The sequence below is a fragment of the Acuticoccus mangrovi genome (assembly GCF_016411865.1).
GTDB classification, from domain to species: domain Bacteria; phylum Pseudomonadota; class Alphaproteobacteria; order Rhizobiales; family Amorphaceae; genus Acuticoccus; species Acuticoccus mangrovi.
Window position 1 is genome coordinate 325,360 of record NZ_JAEKJA010000007.1, and the last position, 23,760, is coordinate 349,119.

The window sequence follows — 23,760 nt, forward strand, 5'->3', positions numbered from 1 at the left end:
GATGGGGCGGTGCTCGAAAGCCTTGCGGCCCTCGCGGTCGCGCGGGCGACGGGGGCGCCGCTGGTGGTGGCGCAGATCGGCCAGTCGATCGACGGGCGCATCGCCACCCCGTCGGGGCATTCCCACTACATCAACGGGCCGGACGCCATCGGCGTCCTCCATCAGCTGCGCGCGAACGTCGATGCGGTGGTCGTCGGCGCCGGCACCGCCCAGGCCGACGATCCGCAGCTCACCGTGCGCCACTGCATCGGCCGCGATCCGGCGCGGGTGCTGATCGATCGGCGCCGCCGGGCGGGGGCGGGGCTGCGGATGCTCGCCGGTCCCGGGCGGCGCATCGTCTTCGGCGCCGCCGCGCCGGACGATCCGGAAGGGGTGGAGGTGATCCCGCCGGCGGCGGTGGACGCGCCGCTGGAGCCCGCCGCGATCCTCGCTGCCCTCGCCGCGCGGGGATTGCGCCAAGTGCTGGTGGAGGGCGGGGCGGCCACGGTGAGCGCCTTCCTCGCCGCCGGCGCGCTCGACCGGCTCTGCGTCCTCGTCGCGCCGATGCTGATCGGCTCCGGTCCCATCGGCGTCGATCTGCCGGGGATCGACCGGCTCGACGATGCGCTGCGGCCGCGCGTCACCGTGCTGCCGCTCCCCGGCGGCGACGTGGTGTTCGACTGCGACCTCAGGAGTTGAGCGGCAGCGCCAGAACGTCCTCGTGGCCGACGAGGAGGCGGCTGACGCCCTCCGCCCGCGCGGCGCGCCAGTCGGCGATGGCGTCGGCCGCGTCGGGGCGGATCTCGTGGGCGGCGGCGGCCCAGCCGTCGAGCGTCGCGGCGATCAGCGCGGCGTCCGCCTCGCCGAGGACCCAGGGGGTGTCGCGTCGCTCCACGGCGAAGCCCGCCGCCGCGAACACCTCCACGATGACGGCGGGTCCGTCGGGCCCGACGGCGCGGCCGAACGACTTCTCGCCTTGTTGGTGCGCGTTGAAGGCCTCGCGCATCGCCGCGTCGAAGGGGTGGGCGGGGGTGAGTTCCAGCCGACCGTCATAGGTCAGCATGGCGAGGAGCGGGGTCCGGTCGGCCGCGAGACGGTCGGCGAGGGCGGCGATGTAGTCGCGCGAGGCGAGGTCGAAGAGGGCGGACGCGGTCACGAGGTCGGCCCGCCCCTCCCAGGGAGCCGGCGTGGCGGTCAGATCGGCGACGCGGGTGCTGACGGTGATGTCGCCCGGCGGCGCCTTACCATGCGCGAGGAGGCTGGCATCGGCGTCGACGAGCAGCCAGTCCTGCGGTCCGGGCAGGCGGGAGGCGAGCGCACGCAAGGTCGCGCCGGTGCCGGCGCCGAGGTCGACGATCCGCAGTCGATCCCCGACGGTTCCGCGGGCGATGCGGCCGGCGCGATCGATCAGCTCGAGGCTGCGCGCGCGGGCGTCGGCCGGGGCGCGCAGTGACAGCCAGTCGGCGGAAAAGCTCAACCCTGCAGCTCCTGCACCAGACGGGAGACGATGGCGCCCGTCTCCTCCCATCCGTCGAACGTCTTGGCTGCGGCGGCGGCGCCGGCGGAGAGGCGCTCCGACAGGGCCGGACCGGTGAGGACGGTGCGCAGGGCGGCGGCGAAGGCATCGGCGGCGTCGACGTCGACGAGGATGCCGGCGGTCTCGGGAACGACGTCGGGGATCGCGCCGCCGCGGGTCGCGACGATCGGCAGGCCGGACGCCATCGCCTCCGCGAACACCATGCCGAATCCCTCGTAGCGCGAGGCGAGGGCGAAGAGGCTCGCCTCGCGGTAGACGGCGCGGATCTCCGCTTGCCCCGCCTCGCCGATGAAGGCGATGCGGCGACCGAGCCCGGCGGCGGCGATCTGGTTGGCGAGGGCGACCACCGCGTCGGGCGCGCGATCGAGGCTGCCGATGATGGTGGCGTTCCACGCGAGGTCGCTCACCTTCGCGAGCGCCGCGACGAGGATGTCGAACCCCTTGCGCGGCACGATGCTGGCGACGGACACGATGCGCGGCGGACGGGCCGGCCGGCGCGCGGTGGACTGGTGCCAGGCCCCGTCGAGGCCGGGCACGGCGACGTGGATGGCGTCGGCGGCGACGCCATAGTCGGCGACGAGGGTGTCGCGGGTGTGGCGGCTCGTCACCACCACGGCGCGGGCATGGGTGAGGGCGGCGCGCTCGCGTGCGGCGATGGCGGGGGCCGCGTCCGGCGCGACGCCCGTCTCGAGCGCCAGCGGGTGGTGCACGACGGCGACGATCGGCGCGGCGACCCGTTCGAGCCCCTCGGCCGGCAGGGCGCCATAGGCCAGACCGTCGACGAGCAGCGTTGTGGTGGCGGGAACGGCGGCGAGGCGGGAGAGGGCGCCGTCGAGCGTCGGCCCGTCGGGATCGGGGAAGCCGTCGCCCAAGGCGAGCGGGGTCACCGTGTGGCCCGCCGCCTTGAGGGCTTCGATGAGCCGCCGGTCGTAGCCGTAGCCGCCGGTGAGCGTGTCGAGATCGCCGGGATAGGCGAACGTGATTGGGCGCATCTCAGAGATCGGCTTCGTACCAGGCCCGGGCGACGTGGGACTCGTTGAGCGCGACACGTAGCCGCCTGACATTGGCGCCATCCTCCCCCATGCCGCCGCTTCTCAATTCGGCGGCGAGCTTATCGAAGATCCACTTCGCCAGAACCTCGGTGGTGGACCGGGTCGCCGCGAAATCGGGTAACGCATCGAGATTGCGAAAGTTCAGCTCGCCGAGAACGCGCTTCAGCACGTCGGCGGCGAGGCCGATATCGATCACGATGTCGTTGGGACCTAAGGTATCGCAGAAGAAGGCGGCGTCGACCACGAAGGTCGCCCCATGAAGCTGCTGCGCCGGGCCGAAGGCGTCGCCGGAGAGGCTATGGGCGATCATGATGTGGTCGCGGACTTCGAGGGCGTACATTCAGGCTCCTTGGGCGTCGTAGGTGATGAGAATCCCGAGCGCACCGGGCTCCTTGAGCAGGCCGGGCAGGCGGGCGGGCGCTTCGGCGAGGGGGACTTCGTGGCTGATGAGGGCGTCGAGGGCATCGTCTTCCAGGAGGCGCATGACGGTAGCGAGGCGGCGGCGGTGGGTCCAGCGAGCCGCCCGCGCCGCGGGGATGCGTCCCACCTGCGAGGACTGGATGGTGAGGCGGCGGGCGTGGAAGGCGCCGCCGAGGGTGACGCGCTGGGTGCCCTCGCCGTGCCAGCTCGCCTCCACGATGCGCGCCTCGAGGCCGGCGGCGGCGATCGCCATGTCGAGCCCGGCATCGGAGCCGGTGGCGTTGATCGCCACGTCGACGTCGGCGGGAAGGGAGTGCGGGGCGGCGAAGGCGGCCCCCATCGCCTCCGCGGCGGCGCGCTTGGCGGGGTCGGCGTCGGCGAGCGTCACCTCCACCCCGGCGATGCGGGACAGGAGGCGCGCGACGAGCAGGCCCACCACCCCGGCGCCGATCACAAGGACGCGATCGCCGAGCGAGGCACCGGAGTCCCACACGATGTTGAGGGCCGTCTCGAGGTTGGCGGCGAGGGTGGCGCGGCGCGGCGGCACGCCTTCGGGCACCAGCGACACCGCGTCGGCGGCGACCACCGCGGCCGACTGATGCGGGTGGAGCGCGAAGCCGATGCGCCCGATCAGCGCCGCCGGCCCCTCCGCGATGCGGCCGACGAGGGCGTAGCCGTACTTCACCGGAAACGGGAACTCGCCTTCCTGGTGGGGGCAGCGCATCCGCTCCGTTTCGGACGCCGGGACGCGGCCTTCGAGCACTAGACGCTCGGTGCCGCGGCTCACCGCCGAGGCGATGGCGACGAGCCGGACGGCGTCGGAACCGACGGGCGGGAGCGGGGCGGACGCTAACGCATACGTGTCTTTTCTTTCGCACCACAACGCCGTAGCGCGATGCTCGTCACATCCTCTGGCCGCAATATGCCGCATCTCACTCCCCGGTTGACGAACCGAACAACGAACACAGTTGGGGCAGCACGCCGCGGACGCCAGAGCGGCGGGACCACGTTCGGCCTGCCCGCCGAAGAAAGGGAGACCATGGTGCACCGATCCGCCTCAGACACCACGTTCGCGACGCAGCGGCCCCTGTCGGACCGGGGACGGCTGCGGCGCGCGGGGCGCCTTCTACGGCGCCGGCGGATCATGGTGGCGACGCTCAACGGCGCCACCATCCTCACGCTCGCGGTGGCGATGGGGGTGGTGCTGTTCTCGACAGGCTTCGCGCTCGCGAAGGTCGGCATGTGGCTCGCCTTCGTCACGACGCTGCCGTGGCTCTCCATCGGCTTCTGGAACGCGATCATCGGCACGTTCGTGCTCGCCCGTGGCGAGGACGGCGACGACCCCTTGGCGCTGGAGGCGCCGGCCTTCGCCCCCGTCACCACCCGCACGGCGCTCGCGATGGCCTTGCGCAACGAGGCGCCGGGCCCGGCGATCGCGCGGGTGCGGGCGATGCTCGACGATCTCGCCCGCGAGGGGATGGCGGCGCATTTCGACGTGCATCTCCTGAGCGACACCGACGATCCGGAGATCGCGGCGGAGGAGGAGAGGCTCGTCGCCGCCTGGCGGGCGCAGAGCCCATTGGCCGATCAGATCTTCTATCGCCGACGGGCCGTCAACACCGGCTACAAGGCGGGCAATCTGGAAGAGTTCTGCCGCCGGGCGGGGGAGGATTACGACTTCTTCCTGCCGCTCGACGCCGACAGCTTCATGGGGGCGGCGGCGGTGCTGCGCCTGGTGCGCATCATGCAACGTCACCGCCGCATCGGCATCTTGCAGAGCCTCGTGGTGGGCACGCCCGCGACCGCCTTCTTCACCCGCGTGTTCCAGTTCGGCATGCGCCACGGGATGCGGGCCTATACCGCGGGCTCGGCCTGGTGGACGGGCGATTGCGGCCCCTATTGGGGTCACAATGCGTTGATCCGCACCCGCGCCTTCCGCGACCACTGTTCGCTGCCGACGCTGAACGGCAGGGGCCCGCTCGGCGGCGCGATCATGAGCCACGACCAGGTCGAGGCGGTGCTGATGCGGCGCGCCGGCTACCACGTGCGGGTGCTGGCGGAGGAGGGGGAAAGCTACGAGGAGAACCCGCCGACGCTGCCCGACTTCATCCGCCGCGAGCTGCGCTGGTGCCAGGGCAACATGCAGTATTTTCAGCTCCTCGCGATGCCCGGTCTGCGGCCGATGAGCCGGGTTCAGCTGTCGCTCGCGATCCTGATGTATCTCGGCGCGCCGGCATGGATGGCGTTCATGGGCTTCGGCGTCGCGCTTCTCTTCGGGCCGGCGGGCGTCGGGGACTATCCGGTGGGCCTCGGCCTCGCGATCTTCGCGGCGGTGATGGCGATGACCTTCGCGCCCAAGCTGATGGGGCTCGCCGGCGTCGTCGCCTCGGCGCGCGAGAGCGCCCGCTACGGCGGCCGGGGCCAGGTGGTGCTCGGCGGCGTGGTGGAGCTTCTGTGCTCGGCGATCGTCGCGCCGGTGGTGGCGTTCGCGGTGGCGGTGTTCGCCGTGGGCCTCGCCTTCGGCCAGCGGCTCGACTGGCGGGCCCAGTCGCGCGCGGTGAGGCGCGTCGGCTGGGGCGAGGCGATCACCACCTTCCTGCCGCAGACGGCGGCGGGGATCGCCCTCTTCGCCGTGTTCGCGGTGATGGCGCCGGGGGTGCTCCCGTGGGCCGCGCCGGTGATCGCGGGCTTCGTGCTCGCGGTGCCCTTCGCCGTCCTCAGTGCCGGCGAAGGCGTGGGGCGGTGGGCGACCGCCGTCGGCCTCTGCGCGATCCCGGAGGAGGGGCAGCCGCACCCGACGCTGTCGCGGCTGGCGCTCGCGGCATAGCGCCCGTCCCGCCGAAGTGGGAGCGCTTGGGCGGGACGACGTGCTTCCGCTCAACGATGTGGGCGCGGAATGCTCCAGCGCCGCACCGCGCCGTGCGGCGAGCAGATACAAAAACGGCCCGGCGGAAGGCCGGGCCGTCGAGGGGTCGTTCGGTCGTTCAGGCCGGGGAGGCGAGCTGCTCCTGCGGCCGCTCCAGTTCGCGGGCGGCGCGCATGACGGCCTTCTGCACCTTCTCGAAGGCGCGTACCTCGATCTGCCGCACGCGCTCGCGCGAGACGCCGAATTCGGTGGAGAGCGCCTCCAGCGTCATCGGCTCTTCGGCGAGGCGGCGCATTTCGAAGATGCGCTTCTCGCGCTCGTTGAGCACGCCGAGGGCGTTCTTCAGGAGGGCGCGACGGTTGTCGAGCTCCTCGCTCTCGGCTAGGATTTCCTCCTGGCTGTTGCTCTCGTCGACCAGCCAGTCCTGCCACTCGCCCGAATCGGCCTCCTGACGGATCGGCGCGTTGAGCGAGGAATCGCCCGACAGGCGCCGGTTCATCGAGATCACGTCCGCTTCGGGCACGTTGAGCTTCTCGGCGATGGTGCTCACCTGATCCGGGCGCAGGTCGCCGTCCTCCAGCGCCTGAATCGAGCTCTTCACCTTGCGCAGGTTGAAGAACAGACGCTTCTGGTTGGCGGTTGTGCCAAGCTTGACGAGGCTCCAAGAGCGCAAGATGTACTCTTGGATTGCCGCCTTGATCCACCACATAGCATAGGTGGCGAGGCGGAAGCCCTTTTCGGGGTCGAAACGCTTCACCGCCTGCATGAGGCCGACGTTGCCTTCCGAGATGACCTCGGAGATGGGAAGACCATAGCCACGGTAACCCATCGCGATCTTGGCGACGAGGCGGAGGTGGCTGGTGACGAGCTTGTGGGCCGAATCGGAGTCGTCATGCTCAAGGTACGCCTTGGCGAGCATGTACTCCTCTTGCGGCTCCAACATGGGAAACTTGCGGATCTCATCCAGATAGCGCGACAGTCCTGCCTCGCCGGATGCGATCGCCGGTAGGGATTGGGCCATAAAGTCCCTCCTATTGGGGGTGCGCCACCCGTCGGGCGTGACGCGTGCGCGGTCCGAAGGCACCGCGGGACCGCTCTACATGGGTATTCTGCTGAGCGAATTCAACACTCCCAGGCCGGGCCGAAGCTTGCAACTTACCATAAGTACACGTTGATCGGGCTGAACTGGACATGAATCAGCCTTGCGATTTTGTGCGCAGTACCGTCACGAGGTGCGCGAGGTCGTCCGGCAACGGCGCGTCGAAGGCCATCGTCTCGCCCGTCACCGGGTGGCGGATGGTGAGGTGGCCGGCATGCAGCGCCTGCCGCCCGAGCGCGGCGAGGGCGGCCCGCGCCGCCTCCGGCAAACGGTTCGCCTTGCTCGCAAATCCCGCCCCGTAGAGCGGGTCGCCGAGGAGCGGGTGGCCGATGGCCGCGAGATGCACCCGGATCTGATGGGTGCGCCCGGTCTCGAGCTCGCATTCGACGAGGCTCGCCTCCCCGAGCCGCTCCTTCAATTGATAGTGGGTGATCGCTTCCTTGCCGCCCGCGCGCACCGCGAAGCGCTGGCGGTCGGACGGGTGGCGCCCCAGCGGCCGGTCGATGGTGCCAGTCGCCGGCGACGGCTCGCCCCACACGAGGGCGGTGTAGCGCCGCCGGAGCGGCCCGGTGCGGCCGTGGTCGGCGAACTGGGCGGCGAGCGACTGGTGGGCGACGTCGCTCTTTGCCGCCACCATCACGCCCGAGGTGTCCTTGTCGAGCCGATGCACGATGCCGGGGCGCAGCACGCCGCCGATGCCCGAAAGGCTGCCGGCGCAGTGGTGGAGGAGGGCGTTGACGAGCGTACCCGAGGCGTGGCCGGCGGCCGGATGCACCACGAGCCCCGCCGGCTTGGCGATGATGATGACGGCGTCGTCCTCGTAGAGCACGTCGAGCGGGATCGGCTCCGGGACGGGCTCGGCGGCGACGGGGGGCGGCGGCACCAGAACCAGCGTGTCGCCCGGCTTCACCTTGTAGCTGGGGTCGGCGAGCGGTGCACCGTTGAGTTCCACCGCGCCAGACCGTATCAGCCCCTGGATGCGGGTGCGGCTGAGGTTCGCCACCGCGGATGCGAGGGCCGCGTCGGCACGCCCTGCGCGTTCCACATTCACCTCGATTTCGTCCTCGTCCATGGAGCGCCCGTGACTGACATCGAACCGGAGAGCGAGCTCGATCCCGCCATGGAGCGGGTGCGCAAGAAGCTGACCCGTCTGCTCCTGGTGTCGTCGGCGATCATGGGCCTCGGATTCGTGACCGTTGGTATCGCGGTGGTCTATCGCGTGTCGAGGGATACGGCCAGCGTGCCGGAGCCGGCGGCGCCCGTCGCCCTTCCGATCGAGCCGGGCGAGCTGGTGGCGGCGACGGTTTCGGGCGAGCGGCTCGTCCTCACCGTCGGCGGCGATAATCCGCGCATCGAAGTGCGCCGGCTCGGCGACGGGGCGCTCACCGACACCTTCATGCTGGCGCGCCCGGCAACGCCGGAGCCGCCGCGCTGAGCTGAGCCGAGGCGCGGCGGCGTCGCTTCCGGATCAGGCGATCTCCATCACCACGCGGCCATCGATCTTGCCACCCTTCATGCGGTCGAAGATGGCGTTGATGTTGTCGAGCTTGTCCCAGGAGAAGTGGGAGGCGACCTTGCCCTCGCCGGCGAACTCCAGCGCCTCCACGAGGTCCTGGCGGGTGCCGACGATGGAGCCGCGCACGGTGATGCCGTTCAGCACCACGTCGAAGATCGGCAGCGGGAAGTCGCCCGGCGGCAGGCCGACGAGGGCCATGGTGCCGTGCCGCCGCGTCATCGCGACGGCCTGGGCGAAGGCGCCCCGCGACACGGCGGTGACGAGCACCCCGTGGGCGCCGCCGTCGGTGATCTTGCGGACCTCTTCCACCGCATCGTTGGCGCGGGCGTCGACGGTGGCGTCGGCGCCGAGCGATGCCGCCAGCGCGAGCTTGTCCTCGGCGACGTCGACGGCGAGGACGTGCATCCCCATCGCCTTCGCATATTGCACCGCCATGTGGCCGAGGCCGCCGATGCCGGAGACGACGGCCCACTGGCCGGGCTTCGCCCCGGTCTCCTTGAGGCCCTTGTAGACCGTCACCCCGGCGCACAGCACCGGGGCCGCGGGGCCGAACTCGAGCGCGTCGGGCAGATGGCCCACATAGTCGGGGTCGGCGAGCACATATTCGGCGAAACCGCCGTTGACGGTATAACCCGTCATCTGCTGGTCGTAGCAGAGCGTCTCCCATCCGGTGCGGCAGTGCTCGCAGTGGCCGCACGCGGTGTGGAGCCACGGCACGCCGATACGGTCGCCCTCCTTCACCGCGGTCACGTCGGCGCCGACCGCCGCCACGTAGCCGACGCCCTCGTGCCCGGGCACGAAGGGCGGGGTCGGCTTCACCGGCCAGTCGCCGGAGGCGGCGTGGAGATCGGTGTGGCAGACGCCGGACGCCGCCACCTTCATCAGGATCTGGCCGCGCCCGACCTCGGGTACCGGCATGTCCTCGATCACCAGCGGCTCGCCGAACGCATGCACGACCGCCGCCTTCATCATCTTCGCCATGATAGCGTACCTCGCTTTCAGTCCGGACGGATGTCCGCACCGCCGCGCCGACGGACCTGCCGCCGTATGGCGGGCGGCCGGTCGGGCGTGCAGCTCGATCGGGAACCGCGCGGGGGCGCGTTCGGATCCCCAGGAGGTCGAGGTGCCGCAGGTCGGACGAGGCGGACAGTCCGCCAGCTTCACCGGCCCGAGGGCGGCCTTCAGCCTCACCGGGAACGCGTCTCCACCCGGCCTGCCAACCGTCCACCCCCGACCATCCTCCAAGCCGCAGGTCCGCACAAGGTTCGTATCGTGGCGGACTTCACCGGGCGGCCGATCGCCGGGCCGCCGGCCGCTGCCGGAGGGCGCGTCGCCGTCGGCGAAGATCAGAGCCCGCGGCCGGGAATCCAGTCGGTGCCGGCAAGCGGCACGCCCGCCATCGCCGCCGCCTCGATGGTGAGGGCGACGAGGTCCTCCGGCTCCAGATTGTGCACGTGCGACTTGCCGCAGGCACGGGCGATGGTCTGCGCCTCCAGCGTCAGGACGCCGAGATAGTTGGCGAGGCGGCGGCCGGCGAGCACCGGGTCGAGGCGGCTCGCGAGCTCCGGCCGCTGGGTGGTGATGCCGGCGGGGTCGTTGCCCTCGTGCCAATCGTCGTAGGCGCCGGCGGTGGTGCCGAGTGCCCGGTACTCCTCCTCCAGCGCCGGGTCGTTGTCGCCGAGGGCGATCAACGCGGCGGTGCCGATCGAGACGGCGTCGGCGCCGAGCGCCAGCGCCTTGGCGACGTCGGCGCCGGAGCGGATGCCGCCCGACACGACGAGCTGCACCTTGCGGTGCATGCCGAGGTCCTCGAGCGCCTTCACCGCGGGCCGGATCGCGGCGAGCGTCGGAATGCCGACATGCTCGATGAAGACCTCCTGCGTCGCCGCGGTGCCGCCCTGCATGCCGTCGAGCACGACGACGTCGGCGCCGGACTTCACCGCCAGCGCCACGTCGTAATAGGGGCGGCTCGCGCCCACCTTCACGTAGATCGGGATCCGCCAGTCGGTGATCTCGCGCAATTCCTCGATCTTGATCTCGAGATCGTCGGGGCCGGTCCAGTCGGGATGGCGGCAGGCGGAGCGCTGGTCGATGCCCTCCGGCAGGTCGCGCATCTCGGCGACGCGCTCGTTGATCTTCTGTCCGAGCAGCATGCCGCCGCCGCCGGGCTTGGCGCCCTGGCCCACCACCACCTCGATGGCGTCGGCGCGGCGCAGGTCGTCGGGGCTCATGCCGTAGCGGGAGGGGAGGAGCTGGTAGACGAGCGTCGTGGAATGGCCGCGCTCCTCCTCCGTCATGCCGCCGTCGCCGGTGGTGGTGGAGGTGCCCATCGCCGAGGCGCCGCGGCCGAGCGCTTCCTTCGCCTGGGCCGACAGCGAGCCGAAGCTCATGCCGGCGACGGTGACGGGGATCTTGAGCCGCACCGGCTCGCGGGCGAAGCGGGTGCCGAGCACGACGTCGGTGCCGCAGCGCTCGCGGTAGCCCTCGAGCGGATAGCGCGACACCGAGGCGCCGAGGAAGAGGAGGTCGTCGAAGTGGGGTACGCGGCGCTTCGCCCCGCCGCCGCGGATGTCGTAGATGCCGGTCGCCGCCGCCCGCTGGATCTCGGAGATCGTGTGCGGGTCGAAGGTGGCGGAGAAGCGGGGCAGCGTCCTGTGGGTCATGTCGGGCTCGGATGGCGGGCTCAGTAGGCGTCGAGGTTGTCGACCTTGAAGTGGTAGAGGCTGCGGGCCGAGGCGTAGAGGCGGAAGTCGCCGGGATCGGCGAGCCCCGCCTCGTCGAGCACGGCGGCGAGGGCGGCGCGGTCGTCGTCCCCCATCGTCGTCTCGACGCAGTCGGCGCCGAGGCTCGCGACCGTCCCGCGCACGAAGAGCCGCGCCTCGTAGAGCGAATCGCCCAACGCCTCGCCGGCGTCGCCGAACACGACGAGATTGCCCTTCTGCGCCATGAACGCGCTCATCGGCCCCACCGAGCCCTTCACCACGATGTCGATCCCCTTCATGGAGATGCCGCAGCGCGCCGCCGCGTTGCCCTCGATGACGAGGAGCCCGCCGCGGCCCGACGCGCCCGCCGACTGGCTGGCGTCGCCCTTCACCGTCACCCGGCCCGACATCATGTTCTCGGCGACGCCCACCCCGGCGTTGCCGCGAATGGTGACGTCGGCGTCCTTGTTCATGCCGGCGCAGTAGTAGCCGACATGGCCCTTGAGATCGACGGTGATCGGCACCGTCAGCCCGCAGGCGATGGCGTGGCGGCCGGCGGGGTTCTCCACGTTCCAATGGGTGTCGTTGGTGTCGACGGGAAGGGCGTGGAGGGCGGCGTTCAGTTCGCGCAGCGGGCGGTCGGCAAGGTCGAAGTAGCTCACTCCGGACGCTCCCAGGCGTAGACGCGGCCCGGCTCGGGCTCGAAGAGGTGCGCGTCCTCGATGCCGGGAAGGCCCGCCAGCGCGCGGAACTCGGAGCCGAAGGCGACATAGTCGTCGGTCTCGGCCATCACCGCCGGCTTGCAGGCGATGGGGTCGCGCAGCACCGCGAAGCCGGTGCGGGTGCCGACGAGGAAGGTGTAGAAGCCGTCGAGGTCGGCGAGGGCGGCGGTCAGCGCCTCCTCCAGCGAGGCGCCCTCGCGCATGCGAAAGGTGAGGTAGCCGGCGGCGACCTCCGAATCGTTCTCGGTCTCGAAGGCGATGCCCTCGCGGACGAGCATGCGGCGCACGCCGTTGTGGTTCGACAGCGAGCCGTTGTGGACGAGGCACTGGTCGGGCCCGGTCGAGAAGGGATGGGCGCCGCGCGTGGTGACGGCCGACTCCGTCGCCATGCGGGTGTGGCCGACGGCGTGGGTGCCGGCCATCGCCGGCAGGTCGAAGGCGGCGGCGACCGCCTCGGGGCGGCCGACTTCCTTGTAGAGCTCCATGCGACGGCCGGCGCCGACGACGGCGACGCCGCTCTCGGCGAGGAGGGCGCGGGCGGCTATCTCGTCCCTCTCCGGCACGCTGACGACGATGTGGGTGTCGCGGCGGACGGGCCGCACCTCGCCGAAGCGGGCGGCAAGCGCCGCGAGCGCCCCGTCGCGGGCGGCGGCGTCCGGACTCCGCAGGGTGAGCTTGAGGCGGCCGGTGTCGGCGCCATAGACGGCGAAGCCGGCGCTGTCGGGGCCGCGATCGCCCATCACCGCCAGCATCTGGGCGGTGAGCGCGCCGACGTGCGCTTCGAGCGACGGCGATTTAGCGAACAGTCCCACGATGCCACACATGGCGCGTCCTCGTGCTGGGCGGCGCGACCCGGAGAGGGCGCGTCGCAACGTCCATCGCGATACTCCCGGCCGGCGAGGTCGTCAACGCGGGGAAACAACGTTTCTTCTTGGGAAAGATCTAGAGTTCGCGCGGATAGACGATGATGGAGAGATAGCGCGTCGGGCGGACGACGAACTCAGCCGGTCCGTGCGCGGCGGCGGGGTTGAAGAGCAGCGTGTCGCCGGGGCGCAGATGGTAGGACTTCGCGCCGTGGAGGTAGACCACCTCGCCCTCCAGCATGTGGATCAGCTCGGCGCCGGCGTGCTGGAAGCCGGTGTAGGGCTGGGCGTCGTCGTGGAAGGAGATGAGATAGGGCTCGACGGTGATGTCGCCGTTGAGGGCGTGGCCGAGCAGCTCGTAGACATGACCGGCACGGGTGCCGCGGCGCTCGATGTGGACGCCCTGGCCGGCCGGCACGAAGGAGCAGTCGCGCTCCTCCTCGAACTCGCTGAAGAGGGTGGAAAGGGGCACGTTGAGCGCGCCCGCCAGCGCCTGCAGGCTGGTGAGGGACGGCGAGGTTTGGCCGTTCTCGATCTTCGACAGCATGCCGATCGAGAGGCCGCAGGCGTGGGCGAGGTCGGCGACGGAGAGGTCGCGCTGGCGCCGCAGCCGACGGACGTGGGCGCCGAGCGCGCGCTCCAGCGAGCGGTCGACGGCGGGTGGGGCGCCCGATGCGGTGTCGGCCTGCCGTTCAGCCACGGAGCGCCGTCACTCCTGCTTCGAGCAGCGCCTTGCCGACGCCGAGGAGGCGGTCCTCGCGTCCGGTGCCGGCGATGATCTGGAGGCCGATCGGGAGCGAGCCCGCCGGTGCGGGAAGCGGCACCGCGAGGGCGGGCAGGCCCGCGGCGTTGACCCAGCCGGTATAGACGGCGTGGCCGCGCGGGCCGACCGCATGTCCGTCGATCACCGGCGGGAACGCCTCCGCCTTGGGCCAAGGCTGCGCGGCGGTGGCGGGCGTGATCAAGAGATCGACGTCGGCGAAGGTCTCGCGCGCCGCCTCGCGCAGGAGGCGCACGCGGGTGACGATCTCGTAGAGGTGGGTGGCGGGAAGCGCGGCCGCCTCGGCGGCGAGGGCGCGGTAGCGCTCGGTGGCGCGCGCGGCCATCTCCGGATCGGCGGCGAAGGCGTGGGCGAGGCCGATCGCGGAGATGTCGCGCCATACCTCGATGATCGGGTCGGTATCGAGGGGGAGGGGTCCCTCCTCGATCCGCCAGCCGGCGGCGGCGAGGCCTTCCACGGCGGTGCGGCAGGTCGCGGCGATCACTGGATCGAGTGGCGCGTCGCCGAGCCGCTCGACATAGCGCACGCGCCAGGGATGGCGCCGCTCGGGGGCGGGCTCCCGCGCCGACAGCACCCGGTCGAAGAGGATGAGGTCGGCGAGCGAGCGGCACAGCGCGCCGACCACCTCGAAGTCGAGATAGAGGACGGGCAGGCCCGCGGCGCGGGCGTAGTGGTGCGGCGTCGACTTCAGCGTGACAAGGCCGGTGTGGCCGGCGGGGCGGCGCAGCGAGCCGCCGCCGTCGGTGCCGATGCCGACGGGCACCACGCCCGCGGCGACCGACGCCGCCGCCCCGCCGGAGGAGCCGCCGGGGGTGAGGTCCGGCGCGTGCGGATTGCCCGTCGCGCCGTAGACGCTGTTCGCGGTGTAGCCCTCCAGGCAGAATTCCGGCACGTTGGTCTTGCCGAGGAAGACGGCGCCGGCGGCGCGCAGCCGGGCGACGGGCAGCTCGTCGTGAGCGGCGATGCGCTCGGCGAGAGCGGGCGTGCCGAAGCTCGCGCTCATGCCGGCGGCGACGAGGTTGTCCTTCAGCGTGATCGGCACGCCGTCGAGCGGCCCGACCGGGCTGCCGGCGCGCCAGCGGGCGGCGCTCGCCTTCGCGTCGGCGCGGGCGGCGGGGTTCATCACCGTCATCGCGTTGATGCGCGGGTCGATGGCGGCAAGGCGCGCCTCGGCGCGCGCGAGAGCGGCGACGGGATCGTCGGAGCCCGCGCCGAAGGCGGCGAGGAGGTGCGTGGCGTCGGCCGCCGAAAGATCAGCGTCGGCGGGCCCGTCGATGGGGGTGCTGGTCATGGAAGGGAGGATGCACCGGCTTCCCGGGACGGACAACCTCGCTGCGTCGCGAGCCCGCTGTCGCGCGGAGCAGGCGAGACGATGCCGACCCCCTCCGCGCCCGTCGATTCCACGCCATCCTCATGCTTGAAGTGGACAAAATCATCCCGGCCTGTCAGGCGATGGCCCGCGCGGGCGCGCAGGGGCGCCGATCGCGATCGACGAGGAGTGCGCTGAGTGAGTGAGTACGGACCCGAGCTTCGCGCCCATTTCGGGCTCGAGGATGGCGTGACCTATCTGAACCACGGCGCCTACGGCCTCACGCCCCTCGAGGTGATGAAGGCGCAGCGCAACTGGCGTCAGAGGATCGAGCGCCAGCCGGCCCGGTTCTATGCGAACGAGCTGCCCGACCTCATCCGCAAGGCGATCGCCCCACTCGCACGCCTCGTCGGGGCCGATCCGGAGCGGACCGTGCTGTTGGAGAATACGACCGCCGGCCTCAACGCGGTGCTGCGCTCGCTGAGCTTCGCCCCCGGCGAGCGGGTGGTGACGACGAGCCACGTCTACGATTCGGCCCGCGAGATCGTGCGCTACCGGGGCCTGCGCACCGGGGTGGAGCTCGTAGAGGTGCCGGTGCCGATGCCGCTCACCGATCACGCGGAGATCCTGGAGCCGCTCGTCGCGGAGCTGACGCCGCGCACCCGGCTCGTCATCATCGATCACGTCACCTCGCCGTCGGCGCTGATCATGCCGGTGGCGGAGATCGTCGCGGCCTGCCGGGAGCGCGGCATTCCGGTGCTCGTCGACGGCGCCCACGCCCCGGGCATGCTCGATCTCGACGTGACGGCGATCGGCGCCCACTGGTACGTCGGCAATGCCCACAAGTGGCTCTCCTCGGCGAAGGGGGCGGCCTTCCTCGTCGCCGCGCCCGACGCGCCGCCGATCCATCCGGCGGTGATCAGCCACGCCTACGGTCAGGGACTCGTCGCCGAGTTCGGCAAGATCGGCACCCGCGACCCCTCCGCCTGGCTGAGCCTGCCGAAGGCGGTGGCGGTGCACGAGCAGCTCGGCGGGGCCAAGATGCGGGCGCGCAACCGCGCCGTCGCCAACGAGGCGGGGACTGCCCTCGCGGCGGCGCTCGGGACGAGCCTTGCCGGCGGCGACGGCCTCCACGCCGCAATGGTCACGATACGCCTTCCGGACGCCGGCCCCGCGACGCCCGCACGAGCCGCCGCGATCCGTGACGCCCTCTGGGAGCTGCACCAGACCGAGGTGGCGGTGAAGGCGCTCGGCGAGGCGCTGTTGCTGCGCATTTCGGTGCACGCCTACAACGCGGCGGAGGAGGTCACGGGCCTCGCCGAGCCGCTCACGGCGATCCTCGCCGAGGGTTCCTGACCGCCCCTCCATCAAATCGTGTTCCCGTTCTGCGGTCCGGTCGTCGACACGCGGCGTCTTTGGATGGACACTGCGGCGAGATCGGAGGGAACGGGCGTCGCCACCGCTCGATCATCGGCGTTGCGCCGACCCGCCCCTCTCTCGGGCTGACGATCGGCGACGATGGTGGGCGAGCGTGCTCGACGGATGGCCCTTGCCCGGCGTTCCGCCTGCCTTGCTGCAGTCGACCGAACCGCGAGGGCTTTCGCTTATGATCAAGGAAAGCGATGATTCCATAGGCGCCTTCCCGCAGCTCAAGCGGGCGCTCTTGCCGGAGGCCATCGCCGACTCCGTCGCCGAGGCGATCGCCACACGGCACCTGAAGCCCGGCGAGCGCGTTGTCGAGACGACGCTCGCGGCACGCTACGCGGTGAGCCGCGTGCCGATCAGGGAAGCGCTCAAGATCCTGCAGACTCAAGGGGTGCTCGTCGGCCGCAGCCACCGCGGCTACTCGGTCGCCTCGTTCGGGCCGGAAAAGGTGTCCCAGGTGTTCGAGGTGCGCCTCATCCTGGAGACGCTGCTGTTGCGCGACGCGCTCGAGAACTACCGCGCCGGCCACAGCGATCGCGATCCGCTCGACGTCGCGATCGGACAGATGCGGATGGCGGCGCGGGCCGGCGATCGGCGTGCGATACTCGCGGCCGACGTACGCTTCCACCGCGCGATCTCCGATGCGGCGTGCAACGAGGTGACCGGGCTGTTGTGGAGCGCCATCGCCCGGCACGTCCTCATCATCTTCAACCTCGCCCAGCTCGAGGACATCGACCTGACGGTGCTGGTGCGCCGCCACGAGGCACTGCGCGACTTCATCGACGCGGAGGTCGAGCGGCCCGACCCGCAGGTCGACCTACAGGCGGTGCTGGAGGCGCACTTCATGCCCTGGCGCAAGGGCATGGAGACGGCGGCGGAATGAGCGCGGCCCCGCGTGGGGCGGAAGGTGGGGGCCGCTCCTGTCGGCCGTGGGCTATCCGGCGAGCCAGCCGCCGTCCGCCATCAGGCAGGAGCCGGTGGTGAAGGACGAGGCGTCGGAGGCGAGGAAGAGCGCCGCGCGGGCGATCTCGTCGGGACGGCCGAGCCGGCCCATCGGATGGCGGGCGGTGGAGCGCTCGCGTGCCCTCTCCGCGTCGCCGGTGCGGGCGAAGGAGCGGGCGAGGAGCGGGGTCTCGATGGCGCCGGGCACGAGGGTGTTCACCCGAATGTGGTCGGCGGCGTGGTCGAGGGCCATCGTCTTCGCAAGGCTCACCACCGCGCCCTTGCTGGCGATGTAGGCGGCGTTGGAGCGGCCGCCGGCAAGGGCGAGCTGCGAGGCGATCATGATGATGGAGCCGCCGCCGGAGCGGCCCATCGCCTTCACCGCGGCGCGGGCCCACAGGAAGGTGCCGGTCACGTTGGTGCGCATCACCGCCTCCCAGTCGGTGAGCGCGGTGTCGGGCACGGTGGTGCCGGTCGAGAAGGCCGCGGCGGTCACGAGCACGTCCACCCGGCCGAACCGGTCCATGATCTCGTCGGCGTTGGTGAGCACGTCGTCTTCGTTGCCGACGTCGCCGGTGAGGGCGAGGGCGACGCCGGGAGGCGCCGGAGCGTCGCTGGTGTCGATGGTGACCACGAGGGCCCCCGCCTCGGCGAAGAGGTGAGCGCACGCCGCCCCGATGCCCGATGCGCCACCGGTGATCACCGCGACCCGGTGGGAGAGGTTCAGATGCATGAGGTTCGGTCCAGATCCATGTGTGTTCTGTTGCCCGCGCACGGGAATGAGCGGGCCGGGCGAGTGAGAGCGGGTTGTCGGCCTGAGCGGGGACGGAGCTAGGGTTCGCCGGGGTAGGGGTGCTTCTGCGACCAGTGGCGGGCAATGTCGGCGCGCCGGCACACCCACACGTCGGGGAGCGCGGCGAGGTGGTCGAGGAAGCGCTCAAGGCCCGGGAAGCGGCCTGGATGGCCGATGATGCGGCCGTGGAGGCCGACCGACAGCATCCGTGGCGTGTGGGTGCCCTCGCGATAGAGCGTGTCGAAGGCGTCGCGCAGGAAGGCGAAATAGAGGTCGGCCGTGGCGAGGCCGGAGCGCATCGCCAGAACGTCGTTCGCCATCAGGCTGTAGGGGACGATGAGGTGGGGTGCGCCCCCCACCGTCGTCCAGTAGGGCAGATCGTCGGCGTAGGAATCGGAATCGTAGAGGAAGCCGCCTTCCTCGACGAGCAGCCGGCGGGTGTGGTGGCTCGGCGCGTAGCGGCAATACCATCCCTCGGGGCGGCGCCCCACGGTGCGCTCCGCGGCGGCGATGGTGCGGGCGATGCGATCCCGCTCCTCGTCCTCGGTGAGGTCCATCGGATATTCCCAGCGCCAGCCGTGGCCGCACAGATCGTAGTCGGCCGCGCCGATGGCGGCGGCGACCTCCGCGTTGCGCTCCAGCGCCAGGCCGCAGACGTACATCGTCGCCGGTAGGGCGCGCTCCTGCAGCAGCCGGTGGATGCGCCAGAAGCCCACGCGGCTGCCATATTCGAACATCGATTCGGCGCCGAGATCGCGCAGATAGGACTTGCCCGGGCGCGAGAAGGTGAGACCGCCCTCGGTGAACTCGTCGCCGTCGGAAACCGACGGCTCGCCGCCCTCCTCGATGTTGAGGCAGATGTTGACCGCGATCCGTGCGCCGTTCGGCCAGGCGGCATCGGGCGGGTTCGCCCCGTAGCCCACGAAGTCTCTGTCGAGATGGGGGGCGAACTGGGCGGGGCGGGTCATGCGGCCTCGGCGAGCGGCGTGGCGGGCGGAGCGCACGCAGGGGACGTCACTCGACCGCCGCCCCTGCCGTCGGGCGCGCGCCGGCGCCGCGTCGCGAAGCGGGGCGCGGGCAGGGGCGTGAGCATGGGCGCGACGCAAGAGGTCGAGGCCACCGCACGACAAAGGCTGAGCATCGGCTGCATCACAGTTAGTTTGTTACACAATTTCGCTCGAATGCGAGACCGGAAATTGGATGTTTGACGAAGGTAGCCTGTTTTGTACCGTCATGGGAGATGGATAGGACAGGATGACCTGCCGAACCGTCATCCGGATGACGATTGGATGACCATTTCACGATCGGGGGTCAGCGAGTCCCGGCGTTTCCGCCCAACGGATCGTCATCAAAGCCCTCGCCCCGCCGGGGGCGGCGACGCTCCGCCTTGTATCAAGTCTGCTACATGATGCGCTAAATCAACAAACGACGACGCCGTCGGGCGGCGGCCCGACGGATTGCGAGAATGCAAAACGGCATGGCGCGCCGTCCTCGGCGGGCGAGCCCGTGGCGGTGGCCCGCGCCGCCGCTCCAGCTCAGGCGGCGGCGCGGTCGCCGAGGCGGGAAAGGAGCGCGTCGCGGGAGAGGACGTCGGCGTATTTTTGCTGCATGTCGAAGAGGTTGGCGGCATGCGGGCCGAGCGCGCGGTCGCCCACGCAGTCCTCCACCACCACCGGGACGAGGCCGGCGTTCATGGCGTCGATCACCGTGGCGCGGACGCAGCCGCTGGTGGTGCAGCCGGCGACCACCAGCGTGCGCACGCCCTGCCGGGTGAGGAAGGCCCGCAGCGGCGTGTCGGCGAAGGCGGACGGGAGCTGCTTGTCGATCACCAGTTCGCCCGGCCGCGGCGCCAGCGAGGTGACGATCGGGGTGATGGACGCCTCGGGGGTGAGGCGCAGCAGGGCGGGCAGCTTGTCGGAGAAGCGGTTGGCGTTGGAGCCATCCTCGGCGAACACCACGCGGGTGTGGGCGATGGGCCAGCCCCAGCTCCGCGCCTTTTCGAGGAGAGGGAGGGTCGCGGCCATCGCCTCGGCAATGTTGCCGCCGCCGAAGACGTCGGGGTCGGCGAAGCCTTCCTGGAAGTCGATGACGACGAGGGCGGCGGGCGGCACGAAGTCGAGCGCGCCGCCGAAGCCCTGACGGGCGTAGACGTCGGTGTCGGATGAGCTCATCGGATCCTCCCCTGATGTCGGCCGGATGCCGGCCTATCAGACAGGGCGGAGGTGCCGGCTGTCCAGCCGGCGTGCGTCAGGCGGCCGCGGGCTCCGGCTCGAGGAGGCCGGCGGCGGCCGCGGGGGCGGGGCCGCCATAGGCCCAGTCGATCAGCTCCACCGTGTGCACCACCGGGCGGGTGCCGGCGCCGAGCTGCGTCATGCAGCCGATGTTGCCGGTCGCGACGATGGCGGCGCCGGTGGTGTCGATGTTGGCGAGCTTGCGATCGCGCAGCTGCACCGCGATGCCGGGCTGCATGATGTTGTAGGTGCCGGCCGAGCCGCAGCAGAGGTGGCCCTCCGGCACGTCCTTCACGGTGAAGCCGGCGGCCTGCAGCAGAGTCTTGGGCTCGCGGCGGATCTTCTGCCCGTGCTGCATCGAGCAGGCGCTGTGGTAGGCGACGGCCGCCTCGGTGCGGCGGACGGGCGCGCCGAGCTCGAGCCCGGTGAGCACCTCCGTCACGTCCTTGGCGAGGGCGGCGATGGTGGCGGCCTTCTGAGCGTAGGCCGGGTCGTGGCGCAGCATGAAGCCGTAGTCCTTCACCGTGGTGCCGCAGCCCGACGCGGTGATGACGATGGCGTCGAGCCCGCCCGCCTCGTGGAGGCGCCACCAGGCGTCGACGTTGGCGCGGGCGGCGTCGAGGGCGTCGGCCTCGCGGCCCATGTGATGGACGAGCGCGCCGCAGCAGCCCTCGCCCGGCGCCGGCACCACGGCGACGCCGGCGCGCGCGAGCACCCGCCGCGCCGCCGCGTTGATCGACGGGGCGAGCACGCTCTGGGCGCAGCCGGTGAGCATCGCGACGCGCATCGCGGGGGTGGTGATGGTGGCCGGCTCCTCGGCCGGGGCGGCGGGGAGGCTCGCCGGCGCGAGCGCCAGCATGGCTTCGAGGCGCGACAGGAGGCTCGCGTTGGGAGCGGTGCGGCGCGGCGTGTTGACGGCGGAGGGAAGGCCCGCCGTCATCGGCCGGTTCTCGTTGCCGACGCGGCTCGGCGCGGGCCGCCCCGCGAGGCGGCGGAGCACCGGGGCGCCCACCGGGCGGGCGAGCCGGGCGAGCCGCAGCGCTGCACCGAAGCGCGCCGGATAGGGCAGGATCCGCGCGAGCAGCGAGCGGATCAGCCGATCGGCGAAGGGACGCCGATAGGTCGCCTCCACGTGGGCGCGCGCGTGGTCGACGAGGTGCATGTAGTGGACGCCCGAGGGGCACGTCGTCATGCAGGCGAGACAGGAGAGGCAGCGGTCGAGGTGGGTCACGTCCTCGCGCGTCGCCGCGCGGCCCTTCTCCAGCATGTCCTTGATGAGATAGATGCGTCCGCGCGGCGAATCCCGCTCGTCCCCGATGAGGACGAAGGTGGGGCAGGTCGCGGTGCAGAAGCCGCAATGGACGCAGGATCGGAGGATGCCGTCGGCCTCGCGGATGGCCGGATCTTCGAGCTGGTCCAATGTGAAGTTCGTCTGCATGGCGCGACGCTAGAGGAAGTCTCGACGCTCGGGAAGCCAAAATGGCGTCACGGTGCCGCCTTGCCGGGCAGGCCTGGGCTCTCGTCACGGCCCGCCGTGCGAACCCACGGGTTGCCTGCAACCGTGAGTGCGTTTGAGCGCGGGGAGCGGGACGCGCTCTACCGAGCCCTTGTCCCGATCGGCGCACCGGCACGTCGCCGCGCCGAAGGACGAGCACGCTCAATTCGCGTCGACGTTCCCGTCCACCGGACTGGATTCAAGGTAATATTGCTCCCACAAATGGCGTGGAATGACGTCGCCGACTTGAAATTCGAATGCGACGACGCGCTCCATGTCCTCGGCGACCTCGCATGTGAAGTCGAGATGGTACCAATTGTCTTTGCTTCGGAAGGCGGCCCCCTCCGCCGTGACCGTGCGCCCGGAAAAGACCGTGTCGGCGAACGCGTAAGCCACGAGCAGTTCGGGCCGGTATTCGTTCGGGCGCCACACCGCGATCTGCTCCATCGCTTCGACGTCACACAGCTGCTCCATCCGGTCGTCCGTGCCGAGCGTCCTCAGTGCTTCTCGTGCTTTGCGGTTGGCGGGCTCGTTGAGCGTGGCGTCGGCCAGCATCGTCGCCGGTCTCACGAGGACGCCTTGAGATTGCGGTTCGGGCGACGGTGCGGGGGCCGCTTCGGTCTCGGAGGGGAGCGCGCCGGGGGCCACCGCCTCCGCATCGGCGGGTGAGGCCGCAGGCTCGGCGACAGGGACGGCCGCCTCGGGGAGGAGATCGACTACGATCGGAACCGGAGACACGGGTGTCAGCGGCGTCACGTCGCTGAATGCGATCGTGAGCGCGAGGACGACGACGACGTGGAACCCGAGGGATGCGACGAGGTATGGCAGGGTTCGCAATCCGCCGGGATGCTCCCTGCGATGCAACCCGTCGGCATCCCGCTCAGCTTCGAGGGCCACGGCGTCTCCAACCACGATGGGCTTCCGTGCAAGGCCGGTTCCGAGCCTGGTTCCGGTTCGAGCATGAAATGGCTCGATGCGCTCCGAGTAAACCAGTGTTCGGCGTTTCCGGGTGAGGCCCTGTCCTGCATCCCTGCCCCGTGGCGGACGGCGGGGCCATGGGGGCAAGAAGGCTCCGACCGAAGGGCCCGGCTTGCGCGGCGACGCTCGAATGCCTTGCCCGCGCGAGCGCGGCAACCCCCGGCTCTCGAGCGGCTGCAATGCGCTGTGGCGCTTCGCCGGGCCCATGATCGTTTACGAGGTCATCGCCGGCTCAACGAGCGCCCTGCCTCCACCGGGGGTTTCGGTTGATGCTGAGGCACCTTCGCGATGCGGGATCCGGCCCGAGCGTAGCCCGCCCTCGTCGTTGGCCCGGGTGTGCGTGCCGGCGGGCGAGGCGTCGGGGTCGATCGTGGATTTGTCGGGATGGTCGGTTCGGGGGCTGGGCTCTCCGTGATCGGGCAAGGCATCGACCACGGAGATTCCCTCCGCTCGGGTGCGGGCGCCCCATGTCAGTCGACGGTTTCCTTCGGGTAGACGCCCCACAGGAGGCGCTGGGGCACGAGGCCCTGCCAGCCGCGGCCGGAGATCGAGCACCAGGAGCCGTCGCAGCGTTTCACGTCGGCGAGCACCGAGGGCTCAAGGTAGGCGATGGGCTTGGCCGTCGCCTTGGCCACCGCGCGCAGCGGCACGTTCTCGTCGCTCGCCCAGGGCGAGACGAGCACGGTGCGCCGGCCGGAGAGGAGCGCGGCGTGGATCCAGCCTTCCTCGCCCTCCGCGTCGCGCACCTGGCGCCAGTTGCCGAACTCGCGCAGCACCTCCACCGGCAGCCCGGCCTTGATGAAGGTCCACTTCACCTTGTGGCTCGTCGACGGACCCATCCGGACATTCACCTCTGAGGAGGCGAGGCTCACGAAGCGCGGCACGGGCAGGCCGCTGTCGCCGGTGCCGAGCGCGCTCGCCGCCTTCGGGGTGCCCGGCATCGCGAGCACGGCGATCGCCACGGCGAGCCCCATCACCACCCACACCGGGTGGCGCAACGATGGAAAGAGTTTCATCGGTCCCCCATTTCATGGACGCCCGATCGTGCCA

23 protein-coding genes are annotated in these 23,760 nt (G+C 71.3%); 5 read left to right on the forward strand and 18 right to left on the reverse strand.

The annotated features are described in order from the left end of the window. Positions 1-9 precede the first annotated feature (9 nt). A complete protein-coding gene (locus tag JCR33_RS10720) occupies positions 10-678 on the forward strand; it encodes a RibD family protein (protein WP_332461162.1) in 669 nt (222 codons plus the stop codon). Here the strand turns inward: JCR33_RS10720 and JCR33_RS10725 are convergent. The 4 genes from JCR33_RS10725 to JCR33_RS10740 are packed head-to-tail and all read right to left on the reverse strand — an operon-like array spanning position 668 to position 3,712. Then, positions 668-1,456: a class I SAM-dependent methyltransferase gene (locus tag JCR33_RS10725; RefSeq protein WP_198882042.1), complete on the reverse strand. Its 789-nt coding sequence runs from the start codon at positions 1,454-1,456 to the stop codon at positions 668-670. The genes JCR33_RS10720 and JCR33_RS10725 overlap by 11 nt on opposite strands. Further along, positions 1,453-2,508: a glycosyltransferase family 4 protein gene (locus JCR33_RS10730; protein ID WP_198882043.1), complete on the reverse strand. Its 1,056-nt coding sequence runs from the start codon at positions 2,506-2,508 to the stop codon at positions 1,453-1,455. Before JCR33_RS10730 ends, JCR33_RS10725 begins: the two co-directional genes overlap by 4 nt. 1 nt (position 2,509) lies before the next feature. Beyond that, complete coding sequence (locus JCR33_RS10735; protein ID WP_198882044.1) at positions 2,510-2,908, reverse strand: 6-pyruvoyl trahydropterin synthase family protein; 399 nt, start codon at positions 2,906-2,908, stop codon at positions 2,510-2,512. Further along, positions 2,909-3,712, reverse strand: coding sequence for a zinc-dependent alcohol dehydrogenase (locus tag JCR33_RS10740; protein ID WP_232372486.1), 804 nt, complete (start codon positions 3,710-3,712; stop codon positions 2,909-2,911). It lies immediately after the preceding gene. 198 nt (positions 3,713-3,910) lie between these two features. Here JCR33_RS10740 and mdoH point away from each other — a divergent pair, with 198 nt between their 5' ends. Beyond that, a complete protein-coding gene (gene mdoH, locus JCR33_RS10745; RefSeq protein ID WP_198882046.1) occupies positions 3,911-5,815 on the forward strand; it encodes a glucans biosynthesis glucosyltransferase MdoH in 1,905 nt (634 codons plus the stop codon). A gap of 157 nt (positions 5,816-5,972) precedes the next feature. Here the strand turns inward: mdoH and rpoH are convergent, their stop codons facing one another. Continuing rightward, a complete protein-coding gene (rpoH, locus tag JCR33_RS10750) occupies positions 5,973-6,875 on the reverse strand; it encodes an RNA polymerase sigma factor RpoH (RefSeq protein ID WP_198882047.1) in 903 nt (300 codons plus the stop codon). Between the two features lie 175 nt (positions 6,876-7,050). Continuing rightward, the gene (locus JCR33_RS10755) at positions 7,051-8,025 is read right to left on the reverse strand and encodes an RluA family pseudouridine synthase (RefSeq protein WP_198882048.1); all 975 of its coding nucleotides are present in this window, start codon (positions 8,023-8,025) and stop codon (positions 7,051-7,053) included. Positions 8,026-8,034: 9 nt separating this feature from the next. On the opposite strand from JCR33_RS10755, the gene JCR33_RS10760 reads away from it, so the two are divergent. Further along, a complete protein-coding gene (locus JCR33_RS10760; protein WP_198882049.1) occupies positions 8,035-8,388 on the forward strand; it encodes a hypothetical protein in 354 nt (117 codons plus the stop codon). A 33-nt stretch (positions 8,389-8,421) separates the two neighbouring features. Here the strand turns inward: JCR33_RS10760 and adhP are convergent, their stop codons facing one another. The 6 genes from adhP to JCR33_RS10790 form a co-directional block, all read right to left on the reverse strand. Continuing rightward, complete coding sequence (adhP, locus tag JCR33_RS10765; RefSeq protein ID WP_198882050.1) at positions 8,422-9,450, reverse strand: alcohol dehydrogenase AdhP; 1,029 nt, start codon at positions 9,448-9,450, stop codon at positions 8,422-8,424. Positions 9,451-9,815: 365 nt separating this feature from the next. Further along, the gene (locus JCR33_RS10770; protein ID WP_198882051.1) at positions 9,816-11,132 is read right to left on the reverse strand and encodes an FMN-binding glutamate synthase family protein; all 1,317 of its coding nucleotides are present in this window, start codon (positions 11,130-11,132) and stop codon (positions 9,816-9,818) included. Positions 11,133-11,152: 20 nt separating this feature from the next. Beyond that, positions 11,153-11,833 carry a GltB/FmdC/FwdC-like GXGXG domain-containing protein gene (locus JCR33_RS10775; protein WP_198882052.1) on the reverse strand — a complete coding sequence of 227 codons (681 nt, stop codon included), beginning with the start codon at positions 11,831-11,833 and terminating at the stop codon, positions 11,153-11,155. Then, positions 11,830-12,717 (reverse strand): class II glutamine amidotransferase, encoded by an 888-nt coding sequence (locus JCR33_RS10780; protein ID WP_198882053.1) that lies wholly within the window; start codon positions 12,715-12,717, stop codon positions 11,830-11,832. The genes JCR33_RS10775 and JCR33_RS10780 overlap by 4 nt, the downstream gene beginning before the upstream one ends. 118 nt (positions 12,718-12,835) lie before the next feature. Then, positions 12,836-13,456, reverse strand: coding sequence for a helix-turn-helix domain-containing protein (locus JCR33_RS10785; protein WP_198882054.1), 621 nt, complete (start codon positions 13,454-13,456; stop codon positions 12,836-12,838). Next, on the reverse strand, positions 13,449-14,828 hold the full coding sequence (locus JCR33_RS10790) for an amidase (RefSeq protein ID WP_198882055.1): 1,380 nt from the start codon (positions 14,826-14,828) through the stop codon (positions 13,449-13,451). Before JCR33_RS10790 ends, JCR33_RS10785 begins: the two co-directional genes overlap by 8 nt. 216 nt (positions 14,829-15,044) lie before the next feature. Here JCR33_RS10790 and JCR33_RS10795 point away from each other — a divergent pair, with 216 nt between their 5' ends. Beyond that, on the forward strand, positions 15,045-16,202 hold the full coding sequence (locus tag JCR33_RS10795; RefSeq protein ID WP_198882056.1) for an aminotransferase class V-fold PLP-dependent enzyme: 1,158 nt from the start codon (positions 15,045-15,047) through the stop codon (positions 16,200-16,202). A gap of 250 nt (positions 16,203-16,452) precedes the next feature. Then, positions 16,453-17,154 (forward strand): GntR family transcriptional regulator, encoded by a 702-nt coding sequence (locus JCR33_RS10800; protein ID WP_198882057.1) that lies wholly within the window; start codon positions 16,453-16,455, stop codon positions 17,152-17,154. 51 nt (positions 17,155-17,205) lie between these two features. Here the strand turns inward: JCR33_RS10800 and JCR33_RS10805 are convergent, their stop codons facing one another. The 6 genes from JCR33_RS10805 to JCR33_RS10830 form a co-directional block, all read right to left on the reverse strand. Further along, a complete protein-coding gene (locus JCR33_RS10805) occupies positions 17,206-17,946 on the reverse strand; it encodes an SDR family oxidoreductase (RefSeq protein WP_198882058.1) in 741 nt (246 codons plus the stop codon). Between the two features lie 98 nt (positions 17,947-18,044). Beyond that, a complete protein-coding gene (locus JCR33_RS10810; protein WP_198882059.1) occupies positions 18,045-18,974 on the reverse strand; it encodes a polysaccharide deacetylase family protein in 930 nt (309 codons plus the stop codon). A gap of 567 nt (positions 18,975-19,541) precedes the next feature. Beyond that, entirely contained in the window at positions 19,542-20,177 is a 636-nt protein-coding gene (locus tag JCR33_RS10815) for an isochorismatase family protein (protein WP_198882060.1), read from the reverse strand. Positions 20,178-20,253: 76 nt separating this feature from the next. Further along, a complete protein-coding gene (locus tag JCR33_RS10820; protein ID WP_198882061.1) occupies positions 20,254-21,675 on the reverse strand; it encodes a heterodisulfide reductase-related iron-sulfur binding cluster in 1,422 nt (473 codons plus the stop codon). Between the two features lie 219 nt (positions 21,676-21,894). Beyond that, positions 21,895-22,629, reverse strand: a complete 735-nt coding sequence (locus JCR33_RS25505) for a DUF930 domain-containing protein (protein ID WP_198882062.1) — start codon at positions 22,627-22,629, stop codon at positions 21,895-21,897. A 551-nt stretch (positions 22,630-23,180) separates the two neighbouring features. Then, positions 23,181-23,726 carry an SH3 domain-containing protein gene (locus JCR33_RS10830; protein ID WP_211110207.1) on the reverse strand — a complete coding sequence of 182 codons (546 nt, stop codon included), beginning with the start codon at positions 23,724-23,726 and terminating at the stop codon, positions 23,181-23,183. Positions 23,727-23,760 lie beyond the last annotated feature (34 nt).